This window comes from Bacteroides congonensis, assembly GCF_900130125.1.
In the GTDB taxonomy this organism is placed as follows: Bacteria; Bacteroidota; Bacteroidia; order Bacteroidales; family Bacteroidaceae; genus Bacteroides; species Bacteroides congonensis.
The window spans coordinates 1,575,244-1,592,348 of sequence record NZ_FQXY01000010.1; the positions used below are offsets into that span (position 1 = coordinate 1,575,244).

Annotated in this window: 18 protein-coding genes and 5 tRNA genes; 18 read left to right on the forward strand and 5 right to left on the reverse strand. The window is 41.4% G+C overall.

What is annotated here, in order from left to right:
• Window positions 1-2 precede the first annotated feature (2 nt).
• Complete coding sequence (locus tag BQ7997_RS17105) at window positions 3-488, reverse strand: DUF7004 family protein (RefSeq protein ID WP_073347341.1); 486 nt, start codon at window positions 486-488, stop codon at window positions 3-5.
• A gap of 216 nt (window positions 489-704) precedes the next feature.
• Between BQ7997_RS17105 and BQ7997_RS17110 the strand changes: the two genes are divergently transcribed.
• Complete coding sequence (locus BQ7997_RS17110; RefSeq protein WP_073347491.1) at window positions 705-1,175, forward strand: low molecular weight protein-tyrosine-phosphatase; 471 nt, start codon at window positions 705-707, stop codon at window positions 1,173-1,175.
• Here the strand turns inward: BQ7997_RS17110 and BQ7997_RS17115 are convergent.
• Window positions 1,150-3,222: an HD family phosphohydrolase gene (locus tag BQ7997_RS17115; RefSeq protein ID WP_073347342.1), complete on the reverse strand. Its 2,073-nt coding sequence runs from the start codon at window positions 3,220-3,222 to the stop codon at window positions 1,150-1,152. The genes BQ7997_RS17110 and BQ7997_RS17115 overlap by 26 nt on opposite strands.
• A gap of 94 nt (window positions 3,223-3,316) precedes the next feature.
• Here BQ7997_RS17115 and gltX point away from each other — a divergent pair, with 94 nt between their 5' ends.
• Window positions 3,317-4,834, forward strand: a complete 1,518-nt coding sequence (gltX, locus tag BQ7997_RS17120) for a glutamate--tRNA ligase (RefSeq protein ID WP_073347343.1) — start codon at window positions 3,317-3,319, stop codon at window positions 4,832-4,834.
• A 12-nt stretch (window positions 4,835-4,846) separates the two neighbouring features.
• Entirely contained in the window at window positions 4,847-6,070 is a 1,224-nt protein-coding gene (locus BQ7997_RS17125) for a 3-deoxy-D-manno-octulosonic acid transferase (RefSeq protein WP_073347344.1), read from the forward strand.
• A 98-nt stretch (window positions 6,071-6,168) separates the two neighbouring features.
• Here the strand turns inward: BQ7997_RS17125 and BQ7997_RS17130 are convergent, their stop codons facing one another.
• The 3 genes from BQ7997_RS17130 to BQ7997_RS17140 form a co-directional block, all read right to left on the reverse strand.
• On the reverse strand, window positions 6,169-7,863 hold the full coding sequence (locus tag BQ7997_RS17130; RefSeq protein ID WP_083589279.1) for a TlpA family protein disulfide reductase: 1,695 nt from the start codon (window positions 7,861-7,863) through the stop codon (window positions 6,169-6,171).
• Window positions 7,864-8,144: 281 nt separating this feature from the next.
• Complete coding sequence (locus BQ7997_RS17135; RefSeq protein ID WP_073347345.1) at window positions 8,145-8,660, reverse strand: gamma carbonic anhydrase family protein; 516 nt, start codon at window positions 8,658-8,660, stop codon at window positions 8,145-8,147.
• Window positions 8,661-8,763: 103 nt separating this feature from the next.
• The gene (locus BQ7997_RS17140) at window positions 8,764-10,545 is read right to left on the reverse strand and encodes an aminopeptidase P family protein (RefSeq protein ID WP_073347346.1); all 1,782 of its coding nucleotides are present in this window, start codon (window positions 10,543-10,545) and stop codon (window positions 8,764-8,766) included.
• 187 nt (window positions 10,546-10,732) lie between these two features.
• Between BQ7997_RS17140 and rpsU the strand changes: the two genes are divergently transcribed.
• From rpsU to rplL, 15 genes are all read left to right on the forward strand, one after another.
• Window positions 10,733-10,924 (forward strand): 30S ribosomal protein S21, encoded by a 192-nt coding sequence (rpsU, locus tag BQ7997_RS17145; protein WP_022137136.1) that lies wholly within the window; start codon window positions 10,733-10,735, stop codon window positions 10,922-10,924.
• Between the two features lie 73 nt (window positions 10,925-10,997).
• Complete coding sequence (gene xerC, locus BQ7997_RS17150; protein WP_044655867.1) at window positions 10,998-11,879, forward strand: tyrosine recombinase XerC; 882 nt, start codon at window positions 10,998-11,000, stop codon at window positions 11,877-11,879.
• Window positions 11,880-11,896: 17 nt separating this feature from the next.
• The gene (hpf, locus tag BQ7997_RS17155) at window positions 11,897-12,196 is read left to right on the forward strand and encodes a ribosome hibernation-promoting factor, HPF/YfiA family (RefSeq protein ID WP_044655866.1); all 300 of its coding nucleotides are present in this window, start codon (window positions 11,897-11,899) and stop codon (window positions 12,194-12,196) included.
• A 97-nt stretch (window positions 12,197-12,293) separates the two neighbouring features.
• A tRNA-Thr gene (locus tag BQ7997_RS17160) sits at window positions 12,294-12,367 on the forward strand.
• Window positions 12,368-12,444: 77 nt separating this feature from the next.
• Window positions 12,445-12,527: transfer RNA gene (locus tag BQ7997_RS17165), tRNA-Tyr, on the forward strand.
• Window positions 12,528-12,557: 30 nt separating this feature from the next.
• Window positions 12,558-12,630 (forward strand) — tRNA-Gly (locus tag BQ7997_RS17170).
• Window positions 12,631-12,639: 9 nt separating this feature from the next.
• Window positions 12,640-12,711: transfer RNA gene (locus BQ7997_RS17175), tRNA-Thr, on the forward strand.
• 50 nt (window positions 12,712-12,761) lie between these two features.
• The gene (tuf, locus tag BQ7997_RS17180; protein ID WP_044655865.1) at window positions 12,762-13,946 is read left to right on the forward strand and encodes an elongation factor Tu; all 1,185 of its coding nucleotides are present in this window, start codon (window positions 12,762-12,764) and stop codon (window positions 13,944-13,946) included.
• 52 nt (window positions 13,947-13,998) lie between these two features.
• Window positions 13,999-14,071 (forward strand) — tRNA-Trp (locus tag BQ7997_RS17185).
• A gap of 14 nt (window positions 14,072-14,085) precedes the next feature.
• Complete coding sequence (gene secE / locus BQ7997_RS17190; protein WP_004296363.1) at window positions 14,086-14,277, forward strand: preprotein translocase subunit SecE; 192 nt, start codon at window positions 14,086-14,088, stop codon at window positions 14,275-14,277.
• A gap of 17 nt (window positions 14,278-14,294) precedes the next feature.
• Window positions 14,295-14,837 carry a transcription termination/antitermination protein NusG gene (gene nusG / locus BQ7997_RS17195; RefSeq protein WP_044655864.1) on the forward strand — a complete coding sequence of 181 codons (543 nt, stop codon included), beginning with the start codon at window positions 14,295-14,297 and terminating at the stop codon, window positions 14,835-14,837.
• Between the two features lie 61 nt (window positions 14,838-14,898).
• A complete protein-coding gene (gene rplK, locus BQ7997_RS17200) occupies window positions 14,899-15,342 on the forward strand; it encodes a 50S ribosomal protein L11 (protein ID WP_004296361.1) in 444 nt (147 codons plus the stop codon).
• A 15-nt stretch (window positions 15,343-15,357) separates the two neighbouring features.
• Entirely contained in the window at window positions 15,358-16,056 is a 699-nt protein-coding gene (gene rplA / locus BQ7997_RS17205; protein ID WP_004296360.1) for a 50S ribosomal protein L1, read from the forward strand.
• A 15-nt stretch (window positions 16,057-16,071) separates the two neighbouring features.
• Entirely contained in the window at window positions 16,072-16,590 is a 519-nt protein-coding gene (gene rplJ, locus BQ7997_RS17210; RefSeq protein ID WP_044655863.1) for a 50S ribosomal protein L10, read from the forward strand.
• Between the two features lie 46 nt (window positions 16,591-16,636).
• Window positions 16,637-17,011, forward strand: coding sequence for a 50S ribosomal protein L7/L12 (gene rplL / locus BQ7997_RS17215; RefSeq protein WP_044655862.1), 375 nt, complete (start codon window positions 16,637-16,639; stop codon window positions 17,009-17,011).
• The last annotated feature ends 94 nt before the right edge of the window (window positions 17,012-17,105 follow it).

Sequence of the window (17,105 nt, forward strand, 5' to 3'; positions counted from 1 at the left end):
ATTTAAAAACCTCTGGATGAGCATTCTTTTGCTATATCATACCACTTTTTACCTCTGCTGAAGTTTGCTGCGATGTTATATGATATTTTGTCTATCAGTACTTGGTGTACTCCTAGCCTTTTTATCCGTTTCCCTAATCTGGTGTTTTCCTTTTGTTCTTCTGCAATCATTCCCAGATACATAATAGTGAAGTCTATTGAAATATCTAAAGCATCCTCGCCATATTTGGATGAAAGCGTTTTGATTTTCTCTAAAATGACTTCGTTTAAGTCAGGCGTTGTCTGGTTATATATTTCAATAAAGTCATTGTATAAATTTTGTGCATTATGCTTTGTAGCCCAATCTGCCAATCTTCGGAAATACTGCCAATCTTGAGGAGCGTATTTGGGTTGGTTAGGACGAGTTAAATATACACACCATTGGTCGAATTTTCCTTGAGCATATTCAAGGTAACTGCCATCGGCAAATTTGGTTATTGGCTTTCCCATACTTCCATTCTTTTTTATAGGTTTATGCTTTATGTTATCGTTTGTATGGCAAAGAAAAGAAAAAAGAATGAAAAAAGACTAGTGGGATGTATGGAAAGGTTCATTCTATTAAGAAATTTTCTGTTATGTCTGAAATTCTTGTTTCGTGAATTTCAATTTCAATGTTGTAGTTTCGGTTTAAAATAGTGATATTTGTCGCATAGAATGTTTTTAAATATGAAGAAAATACTATTTGTTTGTCTCGGAAATATCTGCCGTAGTTCTACGGCAGAGGGCGTAATGCTTCACTTGATAAAGGAAGCGGGACTGGAAAAAGAGTTTGTGATAGACTCTGCCGGAATCCTGTCTTATCATCAAGGCGAACTGCCGGATAGCCGGATGCGTGCCCATGCGGCACGGCGCGGTTATGAACTGGTGCACCGTTCGCGTCCTGTCCGTACGGAGGATTTTTATAATTTTGATTTAATTATCGGTATGGACGACCGTAATATCGATGACTTGAAGGATAAAGCCCCTTCTCCCGAAGAGTGGAAGAAGATTCATCGCATGACGGAGTATTGTTTCCACATGCCTGCAGACCATGTCCCCGACCCCTACTATGGAGGAGCCGAGGGATTTGAATATGTGCTTGATGTCCTTGAAGATGCTTGTGCTGGCTTGCTTACTTCTTTAACTCCGGATAACTGATCCGGGTATGATAAGCAATCTTTAATTTTTCTTTGAATACAGCTTTTACGGTTGCGATGTCCTTGAAAGTGATGGGACATTCTTTGAAATAACCTTCAGTAACCTGGGAATCGATAATCTTGTCGACCAGGTTACTGATACTTTCTTCCGTATACTCCGGCAGACTGCGTGACGCAGCTTCTACGGCATCCGCCATCATCAGGATAGCCTGTTCTTTAGTGAACGGATTTGGTCCGGGATAAGTGAACAATTCTTCGTTCGGCTCTTCATCCGGATGCTCGTTCTTCCATGAAATATAGAAATACTTGGTTTTTCCCCGTCCGTGATGGGTGCTGATAAAGTCTTTGACGGCTTTGGGCAGGTTATGCTTATCAGCCAATTTCAACCCGTCCGTGACATGGTTGATAACAACCTGCGCGCTTTGTTCATAACCTAGGTTCTTGTGCGGATTGACCCCACCCGATTGATTCTCTGTAAAGAAAGCCGGATTTTCCATCTTCCCTATATCATGGTATAAAGCTCCCGTACGAACCAACTGACTTTTTGCACCGATACGGATGGCTGCTTCTGCTGCCAGGTTGGCTACCTGCATAGAGTGTTGGAATGTACCGGGCACTGTCTCGGACATTTGTCTCAACAGGTCATTATTAATATTCGAAAGTTCCACCAAAGTAACATTAGAGGTAAATCCGAATGTCTTTTCAAGTAAGAATAATAACGGATAAGCGAATAACAACAAGATTCCGTTAATAAAGAAATAGGTGTACATCCGTATATTCAATTTCGAAAAGTCAGTCGAAAGCCCGTTTTCCGTCATCAGCTCGAAAGCAAAATAAATAGCGGCATAAGTCAATATGACTAATAGCGCCGTACGGAATAGCTGCGACCTCTGCGAAAGCTCCCTTAAACTGAATATCGCGATCATTCCGGCTGCCAACTGAGTCAGAATAAACTCGTGAGGAAAGCGCAGCGATATGGAGCAAATTAATATCGTGATGACATGTGTCAGAAAAGCCGTTCTCGAATCGTGGAATACACGGATAATAATCGGTAGCATCGCATAGGGTATGATATATACACTGGATACATTATGCGTCACCATAAAAGCAGTGATGATACTATAAAATACAATCAATGTGAAAAGTAACGATAGACTTCCTTTTCGCTGATAATAATCTTTCCTGAACAGATCAAGATAGAGCATGAAGCAAAGCATCAACATGCCGACAAATAGAATCTGTCCGCCAAGAATCAACCGGCTTTGTCCCATGGATTCATTGCGCTTGATAGATTCTTTGCGCAGTGATTCCAATATATTGTAAGTTGCGGGACTAATAATTTCTCCCCGGTCGATAATCTTTTGCCCACTGACTACCAATCCGTTTGCCCAGGAATAGTTGTTCAGCATCTCTTCTTTGGCTGTTTGGGTTCTTGGCTCGTCAAAGGTGAGGTTGGGAGTGATATATTCGTTCAGGGAACATTGTCTGAGGATTTCCCGGTTGAAGTGGGCGGAATCCGACGAAAGCAGATACTCATACGCTTTCTTTACAGTATAAATACCGTCGATAGGGTGCGCGTTGGCCAGTTTGTCATCAATGACCATGATAGACGCAGTGCTGTCTTTGTGTAACTGCTGTATGCTCTCCGTAGATACAATTCCTGCCTGATAGATTTCTTTTAAGGTTCGTTCGATGTAGCGCAGGTAATCTATGGAAGGAAGTATTCCTTTCAGATTTGTGTGGTAGTTCTCTTTCAGTTTGGCTATTGCGTCCTTCTCGATTTTCTTGTCAAGTTCGTAATAAGGCTGGAAAAGAGCCATCAGACTATCTTGTTCCCTTTTCACTACGGCATCGTCCTTATAAATAGGAAAGTCGAAAGTAGCTATCAGCTGCCCGTACTTCCAGGGTTTGTTTATGTCAAACTGATAGTTGAACTTGCCGTCACGCGGCAGGAAATAGACAATCAGTGCCACAGTGCCCACAAACAGCAGCGATTTATATAGCAAATCTCTCCATGAAAAACTCTTTTTCTTCTTCAAATGTTCCATATCCACTGAAATTTTTGCGAAAAGTACAAAAAAAAACAATAGTGTGGAAAAAAAGGTTTAATTTTGCCACGATTTACCTATACTAACCCAAATTATGGCAGAAAGAAAAGTAAGAGTTCGTTTTGCTCCGAGTCCTACTGGAGCATTGCACATCGGTGGTGTGCGTACAGCTTTGTATAATTATCTATTTGCGCGTCAACACGGCGGAGACCTGATATTTCGTATTGAAGATACTGACTCTAACCGGTTCGTTCCGGGAGCGGAAGAGTATATACTCGAATCTTTCAAGTGGTTGGGTATCCACTTTGATGAAGGCGTGAGCTTCGGTGGCGGACATGGCCCGTACCGTCAGTCCGAACGCCGCGAAATCTACAAGAAATATGTGCAGGTTTTGCTGGAAAATGGAAAAGCATACATCGCCTTTGATACTCCGGAAGAACTGGACGCTAAACGTGCTGAAATTGCAAACTTCCAATATGACGCATCTACCCGTGGAATGATGCGCAATTCACTGACTATGCCGAAAGAAGAAGTGGACGCACTGATTGCTGAAGGCAAACAATATGTAGTCCGTTTCAAAATCGAACCGAATGAGGACGTGCATGTGAACGACCTGATTCGTGGTGAAGTGATTATCAATTCATCTATCCTTGATGATAAGGTTCTTTATAAATCGGCAGACGAACTGCCTACCTACCACCTGGCAAATATTGTAGACGACCATTTGATGGAAGTCTCTCATGTCATTCGTGGTGAAGAATGGCTGCCTTCCGCTCCGTTGCATGTACTGTTGTATCGTGCTTTCGGTTGGGAAGATACAATGCCGGAATTTGCTCACCTGCCTTTGTTGTTGAAACCGGAAGGTAACGGAAAATTGAGCAAGCGTGACGGTGACCGTCTGGGATTCCCTGTATTCCCGTTGGAATGGCATGACCCGAAATCCGGAGACGTTTCTTCAGGTTATCGTGAATCCGGTTATCTGCCCGAAGCGGTTATCAATTTCCTTGCTTTGCTGGGATGGAATCCGGGCAATGACCAGGAAGTGATGTCGATGGACGAACTGATTAAGTTGTTCGACCTGCACCGTTGCAGCAAGTCGGGAGCCAAGTTCGACTATAAAAAAGGGATATGGTTCAACCATCAATATATCCAGCAGAAACCTGACGAAGAAATTGCTGAACTGTTCTTACCGGTGTTGAAAGAGCACGGTGTGGATGTTCCTTTTGAAAAGGTGGTGACTGTGGTTGGTATGATGAAAGACCGCGTAAGTTTCGTTAAAGAACTGTGGGATGTATGTAGCTTCTTCTTTGTGGCTCCTACTGAATATGATGAAAAAACAGTAAAGAAACGTTGGAAAGAAGATTCTGCCAAATGCATGACTGAACTGGCGGAAGTGATTGTCGGTATTGAGGACTTTAGCATCGAAGGACAGGAAAAAGTCGTAATGGACTGGATTGCTGAAAAAGGCTATCATACAGGTAATATCATGAATGCTTTCCGTCTGACTTTGGTTGGCGAAGGAAAAGGCCCGCATATGTTCGATATTTCCTGGGTATTGGGTAAAGAAGAGACAGTGGCTCGTATGAAGCGGGCAGTAGAGGTTTTGAAGTAATCGACAAGTACTATGCTTTACGACCTGGCAATAGTCATTTATGACTTTATCGTCCATTTAGCTGCTCCGTTTAGCCGCAAGCCCCGAAAGATGATGAAGGGGCATTGGGTGGTATACGAACTTCTGCGCCAACAAGTGGAGAAAGGGGAGCGGTATATCTGGTTTCATGCTGCTTCACTGGGTGAGTTTGAGCAGGGGCGCCCTTTGATTGAAATGATTCGGGCAAAGTATCCTGACTATAAGATATTGCTGACATTCTTTTCTCCTTCCGGTTATGAAGTGCGCAAGCACTACCGGGGAGCGGACATTGTCTGTTATCTGCCGTTTGACAAACCGAGGAATGTGAAGAAGTTCCTTGATATAGCGAATCCTTGCATGGCGTTCTTTATCAAATACGAGTTTTGGAAAAACTATTTGGATGAACTTCACAAGCGTCGTATCCCGGTATATAGTGTATCGTCCATCTTCCGTCGCGAACAAATATTCTTTAAGTGGTACGGTGGAACTTACCGCAGTGTACTGAAAGACTTCGACCATCTGTTTGTGCAGAATGAGGCTTCAAAACGTTATTTGTCAAAGATCGGTATCAGCCGTGTGACAGTAGTAGGGGATACACGCTTTGACCGGGTGTTGCAAATCCGTGAAGAAGCCAAAGACCTTCCGTTGGTTGAAAAGTTCAAAGGCGGTAATGCCTTTACTTTTGTAGCCGGAAGCTCATGGGGACCAGACGAAGATTTATTCCTCGAATATTTCAACAATCATCCGGAAATGAAACTGATTATTGCTCCGCACGTGATAGACGAGAATCATCTGGTAGAAATAATCAGCAAACTGAAACGTCCGTATGTACGCTATACCCGTGCTGACGAAAAGAATGTGTTGAAAGCGGACTGTCTGATTATAGACTGTTTCGGATTGCTCTCTTCCATTTACCGGTATGGAGAAATTGCTTATGTCGGTGGTGGTTTTGGCGTGGGCATCCACAATACACTGGAAGCCGCCGTATATGGCATTCCCGTAATCTTCGGGCCGAAATATCAGAAGTTTATGGAAGCAGTGCAACTGCTTGAAGCAAAAGGTGCTTACTCTATTAAGGATTACGATGAACTGAAAACTTTATTAGACCGTTTCCTCACGGATGAGGTGTTCTTGCGTGAAACCGGAACGAATGCCGGTTATTATGTGACTAGCAATGCCGGAGCAACGGAGAAGATAATGCATATGATAAATTTCTGATATATACTGTGTGAATTAACGCAGGGTCAATATAAGTCCCCTCTAAAAGTTGCTGTTTTAGAGGGGACTTCTTTTATCTGCACTTGTAGATAGATACTTCATTTGTTGATTTCTAACCCTAGCAATTCTTTCAATTCTTTGACTGTTACGTGGGTGAATCGTTTTGCGATATTTCCCTTTTTATCTATTATCAGGTACATCGGTAAGCCCGTCATCTGAAAATGATTCCAAAGATAACCCCACTGTTCTTTGTTTAGCCAATAATGCTCTCCGGCAATGTCTTGTATGAGTATCTCCCAAGTCTTTTTTATAGAACTGGGCCCTGTGAGGTAAATGAAGGCGACTTGGTCTTCACCTATTTCTTTCTTTAGCGGTTCATATTCTTTGATGATTTGCCGACAACCACCGCACCAGGTAGCCCAAAAGTCTATAAATTGTACCTTTCCTTTGTGTCGGGCAATGAGAGCGTTCAACAGTTCCTTTTCAGGGACTTGTGGTGCTTCGCAAACAGTGAATTTCTTGGTTGCCGTTTTCTGTCGGGGGCGCATCTGGTGGTTCATATCTTGAATGATACCTAAGAATATAGGATTTGTAATTTCCGAAGCCATGAGTTCTTGTCGGTGTGTCAGTGGTTTCAGATTGTATAAACTGGAACGCATATAGATTGCCCGGACGTAGTCAATTAACAAACAGGTACTGTCTTGCAAGATATGGTTTAAACGTTTTTTTGTTTCGGAAAATACGCTCCAATTACAATCGTCTCTTTCTTTAGCATACTTATTGACGAGTGTACCCAAGTCGCTTTGTCGCTGGAAGGCGACTCCTGCTCTAAATGCGGCTTCATGTTGATGAATGAGTGTCTGCTCCTCTTTTGTGAGTGGTGCATTTCCCAATAGATATTTCTCCATAGAGAGTGGATCATAGTGTGTGTCATATAAAAAATTTGTTATTACATTGCGGTAATTATAGCAATAGAGGGCCAAAGGGTGATTGACAGGAAAATCTTTCAAGTAATTGTGAAAATCATCTGGTAAATGTATATCAAGGAAAGCGGCAAATGCTTGTTCCCGCGTGATGTTTTCTTTCTTTTGGTAAGCAGTTTGTAAGCAATAGTGGGTAGCCTGCAGGTTTTCCAGACAGTCAAATGCGCATGAGAGATTGGCGAGTGTACGGGTAACTTCGCTGAATTGCAACTGTGCGTCGTTGTGCGCTATGTACTGTTTATATTGGTTAATGCAGCGTTTCTTGAATTCGTTGGCACTGATACCTGCAATAGAGTCCAATAGGTTGCCATTTATGTAAACAGGGGGGATTTTGGTTATCAATTCAGGTTGGCACCATTCATTATTGATGGTAGCATAGTGACCGCTAAAAACAAATTGTTTTCCTGGCGGATTGTTTAGGTTGATAGTTACGTTTGTCTCCTTTTGGGGACTTAGCAGGATGACTAAATCGGCATTTCCTATTATCATCCGTACTTGTGTGCTATGATAGAGAGGAATATCAATTGTGAAACTTCCGTCTGCTTCAACAGTTGGGAAAAGGGTGTCGGCTGCTCCCATTACGATATTGGGAGCGCCAATTTTGAATATCAGGTTGTCATCCGGATTGTAATTGGAAATCGTGCCACTTAAAGTGGCTTTTCCCTTCTGATATTCGGGAGCGGGTAATGTATAATTCAACTCCTTTCGGTTTGCATGATTTCGGCTTAAATATTCTTTTTCTATGTTTTGGGCATAGGCAGTTATTGTTTCTACTAATAAGAGAGTTATGAGCAGCAGTTTTGTTTTCATAATAAATAAGTGCTTGTTAATTCATTACTTGGATTTGATGTTTTACAAAACTACGAATAAATCGTAATTTGTCGGTTGTCAAAGGGTTAAATAATCTGAATATAGGTCTTACTAATCAATAATAGGTGATTCCGATAATATAAATCTTATAGAATGTGTTGGTAGATGATGTGTTTATGTAGTTGACAAGGTTTAATGGTGCTTTGAAAGAGATGCTCCTCCTTACTCTTAAAAAATAGGAATAAGGAGAAGCGAAATGTTGTTATTGGTTTTATTTAAAGTTACTCTTTATACCACTGTGAATACATCAGATAATTGTGAGCAATCTTTTGATTTAACTCCTTAGCTTGTTCCGGGTCTACTTTCTTAATAAATTTGGCAGGTACTCCTCCCCAAATACTACCCGGCTCAATCACTGTATTGCTCAAAACTAAAGACCCGGCTGCAACAATTGCGCCTTCACCGACTACAGCATGGTCTAGTATGGTTGCCCCCATTCCGACTAACGCATAATCTTTGATAGTCGCTCCATGGATGGTCACATTGTGTCCTACAGAAACATGATCCCCAATTTCAATTATTGATTTCTGATATAATGTATGTAGCACGCTTCCATCTTGGATATTGACTCCATTGCCGATTCGTATGGAGTTGACATCACCTCTCAAAACGGTGCTAAACCAAATGCTACAGTCATTTCCTATTTTTACATCTCCTATGATAGTTGCGTTATCTGCGAGAAAACAGTTTTCGCCGATTTCGGGAGTGAAGCCCCGTACTGATTTGATTAAAGCCATAAGATATATCTGTTCTAGTAATGTTTTTAATTGAATACTATTCTATATTGTCCGACACCCGGGTGTCGTATGTACTGACACCCGGATGTCAGGCACATTGTTTTTATATAGGAGCAGTAGCTTCCTGTAGCCAAACTTTTTCTTCTTCGTTAAGCGATGGCGATAACTTTTCGTAAACAGTCTGGTGATAGTTATTTAACCACTCTGTTTCCTCTGCCGTCAGCATATCTTTGATGATTCCCTTTTTGCAGATCGGGCATAATGTGATAGTCTCGAATTTAAAGTATTCGCCAAACATGCCCTCCTTATCTTTGCAAACTAACGTCAGATTCTCCGTGCGTATCCCGTGACTACCGGCTTTATATACGCCAGGTTCATTGGAAGTGACCATGCCCGGTTGTAGTACTACCGGGTTTTCATTCATACGGATACTTTGCGGACCTTCATGCACACTCAGGAAGTGACCGACCCCATGTCCTGTGCCATGAAGGAAATTCATTCCATGCTTCCAAATCGGGAGACGTGCCAGCACATCAAGTTGTGCGCCACGGGTTCCGGCAGGAAACTTGGCCATTGCCAATGCAATGTGTCCCTTTAATATTAAGGTATAGTCTGTTTTCTCTTCTTCAGTGAGCTGACCTAATGCAATTGTTCGTGTGATGTCGGTTGTTCCGTCCAAGTATTGGGCTCCTGAATCTAAAAGTAGAAATCCTTTGGGTTGGAGTGCTACATCACTTTCCGGTGTGGCCGAATAATGTACGATTGCTCCATGCTCCTTGTATCCTGCAATTGTGTCGAAACTTTCTCCCATATAAAGAGATTGGGCGGCTCTGAATTCATGTAGCTTTTTGTCTACGCTTAATTCTGTTTCTTTGCCGGAAGGAACTGCTTCCTCCAACCATTTGAGGAACTTGACAAGCGCCACGCCATCCCGCTGCATAGCCGCATGAATGCCGGCTATTTCATGTTCATTACGAATCGCTTTTAATAACGCTACGGGAGATTCTCCACGAACAATCAAACAATTCGGATTGATGGAGGAATAAATTGCGAAATTTGTTTTTTTAGGGTCGATAAGGATATTCTTACCGGTAAAGTTACTTAGGAAACTCTCTACTTTATCATAATCGTGCAGACTTACCTGTTGTTCCTTTAAATACGCTTCCACCTCTGGAGTGACTTTCTCCGGAGAGATAAAAAAAGTCACGTCATCCTGTGTAATTAGTAAATAGCTGATTGCTACCGGATTGCAATGTACGTCATTTCCTCTTAAATTGAGCGTCCATGCTATTTCGTCCAAAGCTGATAAGAATAAAGCATAAACTTCCTTTTTTTTCAATTCTGTACGAATGGCGTCTATTTTTTCTTCACAGCTTTTTCCTGCATATTTAATATCGTAAATGAAAGCCGGAGAATCAGGTATAGAAGGGCGATCTTTCCAAATACCTTGCAGCGGATCACCGAAAATGTCGACTTGCAACTGATGAGTTGCAAGTTCTTCTTTCATCTGTTCCACCTGTTGTACGGAAAACATTTTTCCGTCGATACTCACAGAGTCGGCAGGTTTTAAGTTCCGGCAGAGAAATTCGGTGATGCTTGGAGTTTCCGGCAACATCTCCTTATAGATTGTAATGCCACTACCTTCCAGTTCTTTTTCAGCTTGCAGGAAGTAGCGTGAATCTGTCCATAGTCCGGCTTTATCCATTAATACGACGACAGTTCCTGCAGAACCTGTAAAACCCGAAATCCATTCGCGCGACATCCAGTGCGGGGCTACATATTCGCTCAGATGCGGGTCGGTGCTCGGAATGATTAATGCCTTGATTTGGTTGGGATGGAATGTCATGCGCAGCGCATGCAATCGTTCTTTTATACTCTGTTTCATACTTTATTATATTATTATAGGTACATAAGTGACTCAAAGGTACTAACTTTCTGTGTTTAATGCCTTGTTTATGAATAGTTTTTGAGAAATATTTGCCGAAAGTTTTGTGAATAAAGAAAGTATGTGTAATTTTGCGGCGCAATTTGACTGCGGAAATTTTTAATCATAACATATTAATAGTAACAAAATGATTGTAGTACCTGTAAAAGAAGGCGAAAACATTGAGAAATCGCTGAAGAAGTTTAAAAGAAAATTTGAGAAAACTGGTATCGTGAAAGAGTTGAGACGCAGACAGCAGTTTGACAAACCGTCTGTAACTAACAGACTTAAGAGAGAACGTGCAGTTTACGTACAAAAACTTCAGCAAATAGAAGATTAATAATTCGTAATTTCCTTTGAATTATTGAATTCTTTTCATACATTCGTTGCACGATTTTAGATGTAGCGATATTATGTTGATAGAATCTTTTCTTGATTATCTCCAGTATGAGCGGAATTATTCGGAAAAAACCGTTCTTGCGTACGGTGAAGATATAAAGCAACTGCAGGAGTTTGCTCAAGAAGAGTACGGAAAATTTGATCCGCTGAAGGTCGAGGCTGAACTCGTTCGTGAATGGATTGTTTCGTTGATGGATAGAGGATATACCTCAACTTCTGTAAATCGTAAGCTAAGTTCGCTCCGGGCGTTTTATAAGTATCTTTTAAGACAAGGAGAGACGGCGATAGATCCTTTATGCAGAATAAAGGGGCCTAAGAACAAAAAGCCGTTGCCTGTGTTTTTGAAAGAAGACGAAATGAACCGGTTACTGGATGATACGGATTTTGGCGAAGGATTTAAAGGTTGTCGGGATCGATTGATTATTGAGGTGTTTTATGCTACCGGCATGAGACTTTCTGAATTAATAGGTTTGGATGATAAGGATGTGGATTTTTCGGCTTCTCTTCTGAAAGTGACCGGGAAAAGAAATAAGCAACGACTAATTCCGTTTGGTGATGAGTTGCGGGATTTATTGCTTGGATATATTGATATAAGAAACGAGATGATTCCGGTGAGGTCGGAGGCTTTCTTTATTAGAGAGAACGGCGAACGGCTTTATAAGAATCTGGTCTATAATTTAGTGAAACGGAACCTGTCAAAGGTGGCGACGCTGAAAAAAAAGAGCCCTCACGTGTTGAGGCATACTTTTGCTACCACGATGCTGAATAATGAGGCGGAGTTGGGTGCAGTAAAAGAACTTTTGGGTCACGAGAGTATAACAACTACCGAGATTTATACGCACGCTACATTTGAAGAACTTAAAAAAGTGTATAAACAAGCTCATCCAAGAGCTTAAAAAACAAGGAGGTAAGTATGGATATTAGAATTCAATCAATTCACTTTGATGCGTCAGAGCAATTGCAGGCATTTATTCAGAAGAAAGTGTCTAAGTTGGAAAAATATTACGAAGATATAAAGAAAGTAGAGGTGTCATTAAAGGTAGTTAAGCCGGAAGTTGCTGATAATAAAGAAGCGGGCATTAAGATTCTTATTCCAAATGGAGAGTTTTATGCAAGCAAAGTGTGCGACACATTTGAAGAAGCAATTGATTTGGATGTGGAAGCGCTCGGTAAACAACTGGTTAAATACAAGGAAAAGCAACGTATCAAATAAAAAAAGCGCAAATATTTTGCGGAAAAGAAATAAATAACTAAATTTGCAGCCGTTTCGCTCGCGTTAGATCGTGACGGTTGCATTTTTTAGCTAGAACGCCTCTTTAGCTCAGTTGGCCAGAGCACGTGATTTGTAATCTCGGGGTCGTTGGTTCGAATCCGACAAGAGGCTCAAAAGATGAAGGATGAAGATAAAACAACGGTTGTTATCATATTGTTTGTTTTAGTTCTTTTATTTAATGAAAACAAGGGCAAATACCAGAGTGGCCAAATGGGGCAGACTGTAAATCTGCTGTCTTTCGACTTCGGTGGTTCGAATCCATCTTTGCCCACAAGATCAGAGTGACAACTTTGGCGAGAATGCGGAAGTAGCTCAGTTGATAGAGCATTAGCCTTCCAAGCTGAGGGTCGCGGGTTTGAGCCCCGTCTTCCGCTCTTTTTCTTGCTGTTATAGCTCAGTGGTAGAGCACTTCCTTGGTAAGGAAGAGGTCCCGGGTTCAAATCCCGGTAACAGCTCATAAAGATGTAAATGCTGATTATTAATCAAATAAATAACAAGTAAAGCTATGGCTAAAGAGAAATTTGAACGTACCAAACCGCACGTAAACATTGGTACTATCGGTCACGTAGACCACGGTAAGACAACGTTGACAGCTGCTATCACTACTGTGTTGGCGAAAAAAGGTCTTTCTGAATTGCGTTCTTTCGATTCTATCGACAACGCTCCTGAAGAAAAAGAAAGAGGTATTACTATTAATACTTCACACGTTGAGTACGAAACAGCTAACCGTCACTACGCACACGTTGACTGTCCGGGACACGCCGACTATGTGAAGAACATGGTAACAGGTGCTGCTCAGATGGATGGTGCTATCATTGTTTGTGCTGCAACTGATGGTCCGATGCCTCAGACTCGCGAACATATCTTGTTGGCTCGTCAGGTAAACGTACCTCGTCTGGTTGTATTCTTGAACAAGTGCGATATGGTAGACGATGCTGAAATGTTGGAACTCGTTGAAATGGAAATGAGAGAACTTCTTTCATTCTATGATTTTGATGGTGACAATACTCCTATCATCCAGGGTTCTGCTCTTGGCGCATTGAACGGCGTTGAAAAGTGGGAAGACAAAGTTATGGAATTGATGGATGCTGTTGATAATTGGATTCCGCTGCCTCCGCGTGATGTTGATAAACCTTTCTTGATGCCGGTTGAAGATGTATTCTCTATTACAGGTCGTGGTACTGTTGCAACAGGTCGTATCGAAACTGGTGTTATCCATGTAGGTGACGAAGTTGAAATTCTTGGTTTGGGTGAAGATAAGAAATCAGTTGTAACTGGTGTTGAAATGTTCCGTAAATTGTTGGATCAAGGTGAAGCTGGTGACAACGTAGGTCTGTTGCTTCGTGGTATCGATAAGAACGAAATCAAACGTGGTATGGTTCTTTGCAAACCGGGTCAGATTAAACCGCACTCTAAATTCAAAGCTGAGGTTTATATCCTGAAGAAAGAAGAAGGTGGTCGTCACACTCCGTTCCACAACAAATATCGTCCTCAGTTCTATCTGCGTACTATGGACTGTACAGGTGAAATCACTTTGCCGGAAGGAACTGAAATGGTAATGCCGGGTGATAACGTAACTATTACAGTTGAGTTGATTTACCCAGTAGCATTGAATCCGGGTCTTCGTTTCGCTATCCGCGAAGGTGGACGTACGGTAGGTGCTGGTCAGATTACAGAAATTCTTGACTAATACACAATATTTAATCAGTTCCCGGTTTTAATCGGGAACTGATTATGTACACACGGGAGTAGCTCAGTTGGTAGAGCACCGGTCTCCAAAACCGGGTGTCGGGAGTTCGAGCCTCTCTTCCCGTGCTAATATTATTCAAATGAAAAAGGTAATAGCTTATATTAAAGAATCTTACGACGAACTTGTTCATAAAGTATCGTGGCCTACGTATTCTGAACTTGCTAACAGTGCAGTAGTTGTTTTATATGCTTCCCTGCTTATTGCATTGGTAGTATGGGGTATGGATGTCTGTTTCCAGAATTTCATGGAAAAAATTGTTTATCCACATTAAAAAATAGGAATTAAAAAATGGCTGAGATTGAAAAAAAATGGTACGTTCTGCGTGCTATTAGTGGTAAAGAAGCTAAGGTAAAGGAATATCTTGAAGCTGATCTTAAAAACAGCGACCTTAGTGAATATGTATCTCAGGTATTGATTCCTACTGAAAAGGTGTACCAGGTTCGCAATGGCAAAAAAATTGTGAAGGAAAGAAGTTATCTTCCTGGTTACGTTTTGGTGGAGGCTGCTTTGGTTGGTGAGGTTTCTCATCACTTGCGCAACACTCCGAATGTGATAGGCTTTCTTGGCGGCTCCGAAAAACCGGTGCCCCTCAGACAGTCAGAAGTGAATCGTATACTTGGTACAGTTGACGAACTGCAGGAAACGGGTGAAGAACTCAATATTCCATACGTAGTTGGGGAAACTGTTAAGGTTACTTTTGGTCCTTTCAGCGGATTCAGTGGCATCATTGAAGAAGTGAATAGTGAAAAAAAGAAACTGAAGGTCATGGTGAAGATATTCGGGCGCAAAACGCCGCTTGAATTAGGCTTTATGCAAGTGGAAAAAGAATAACGCGGAATTGTTACGCTGTTGTTGTTCTTCGTTTAATGTTTATATATAAATCAATAAAAAAATGGCTAAAGAAGTTGCTGGACTAATCAAATTACAGATTAAAGGAGGCGCTGCAAATCCATCACCCCCAGTTGGACCTGCTCTAGGTTCTAAGGGTATCAATATCATGGAATTTTGCAAGCAATTCAATGCCAGAACCCAAGACAAGGCAGGTAAGATTTTACCTGTTATCATTACTTACTACGCAGATAAGTCTTTCGATTTTGTAATCAAGACTCCTCCCGTTGCTATTCAATTACTTGAAGTAGCTAAGGTAAAGAGTGGTTCTGCTGAGCCTAACCGTAAGAAAGTTGCCGAGCTTACTTGGGAACAAGTTCGTACGATTGCTCAGGACAAAATGGTTGACTTGAACTGTTTTACTGTGGAAGCTGCCATGAGAATGGTTGCAGGTACAGCTAGAAGTATGGGTATCGCTGTAAAAGGGGAGTTCCCGGTTAATAACTAATAAACTTCAATTGTAATGGGTAAACTGACAAAAAATCAAAAGTTAGCTGCAGAAAAGATTGAAGCAGGGAAAGCATACTCACTGAAAGAAGCTGCATCTCTGGTGAAAGAAATTACTTTTTCCAAGTTTGATGCTTCACTGGATATAGATGTACGTTTAGGTGTTGATCCACGTAAAGCTAACCAGATGGTGAGAGGTGTTGTTTCACTTCCTCATGGTACTGGTAAGGAAGTACGTGTATTGGTACTTTGTACACCGGATGCTGAAGCTGCTGCAAAAGAAGCTGGTGCTGACTATGTTGGTCTTGACGAATATATTGAAAAGATCAAAGGTGGATGGACTGATATTGATGTTATCATCACTATGCCATCTATCATGGGTAAAATTGGTGCACTCGGTCGCGTACTTGGTCCTCGTGGATTGATGCCGAACCCGAAGAGTGGTACTGTAACTATGGATGTTGCTAAGGCTGTAAAAGAAGTAAAACAAGGTAAAATCGACTTCAAAGTTGATAAGAGCGGTATCGTTCATACTTCTATCGGTAAGGTATCATTCAGTCCTGATCAGATTCGCGACAATGCGAAAGAGTTTATCTCTACTCTGAACAAACTGAAACCGACTGCGGCAAAGGGTACGTATATTAAGAGTATTTATCTTTCTAGTACAATGAGTGCGGGTATCAAAATCGACCCGAAATCAGTGGATGAAATCTAATAAAACAGAGAAAAAATGAGAAAGGAAGATAAAAGTACGATTATAGAGCAAATTGCTGCTACAGTAAAGGAATATGGTCACTTCTATTTGGTAGATGTTACAGCTATGAACGCTGCTGCTACCAGCGCATTGAGAAGAGAATGTTTTAAATCTGACATCAAATTGATGTTGGTTAAAAACACGCTGCTTCATAAGGCACTGGAAAGCCTGGAAGAAGACTTTTCACCTCTTTACAATTCTTTGAAAGGTACTACTGCCGTTATGTTTAGCAACATTGCAAACGTTCCTGCTAAACTTATCAAAGATAAAGCGAAAGACGGTATTCCCGGACTGAAAGCTGCATATGCAGAAGAAAGCTTCTACGTTGGTGCAGATCAATTGGATGCTCTCGTTGCAATCAAGAGTAAGAATGAAGTTATCGCTGATGTTATTGCCTTGTTGCAATCTCCGGCCAAGAATGTTATTTCTGCTCTTCAATCAGGTGGTAACACCATTCACGGCGTACTCAAAACACTTGGTGAGAGACCCGAATAATTTTCAAAAACAACAAAGTATTTAAACAATTAAAATCATACAAAAAATGGCAGATTTGAAAGCTTTTGCAGAACAATTGGTTAACTTGACAGTAAAAGAAGTTAATGAACTTGCAACTATCCTTAAAGATGAATACGGTATTGAACCTGCTGCTGCAGCTGTTGCTGTTGCTGCTGGTCCTGCAGCTGGTGCTGCTGCTGTAGAAGAACAAACTTCTTTCGATGTAGTGTTGAAAAGCGCTGGTGCAGCTAAACTTCAGGTTGTTAAAGCCGTTAAGGAAGCTTGTGGCCTAGGTTTGAAAGAAGCTAAAGACTTGGTAGACGGTGCTCCTAGCACAGTTAAAGAAGGTTTGGCTAAAGACGAAGCAGAATCATTGAAGAAAACATTGGAAGAAGCTGGAGCTGAAGTTGAACTTAAATAACATTGGCCTGGTAATCAGGTAATTCGGTTAGGAATCCTTCGCAAGAGGATTCTTAACCTTTTTGTGTATATATTTCAAATTAAGTTCTCCAAAT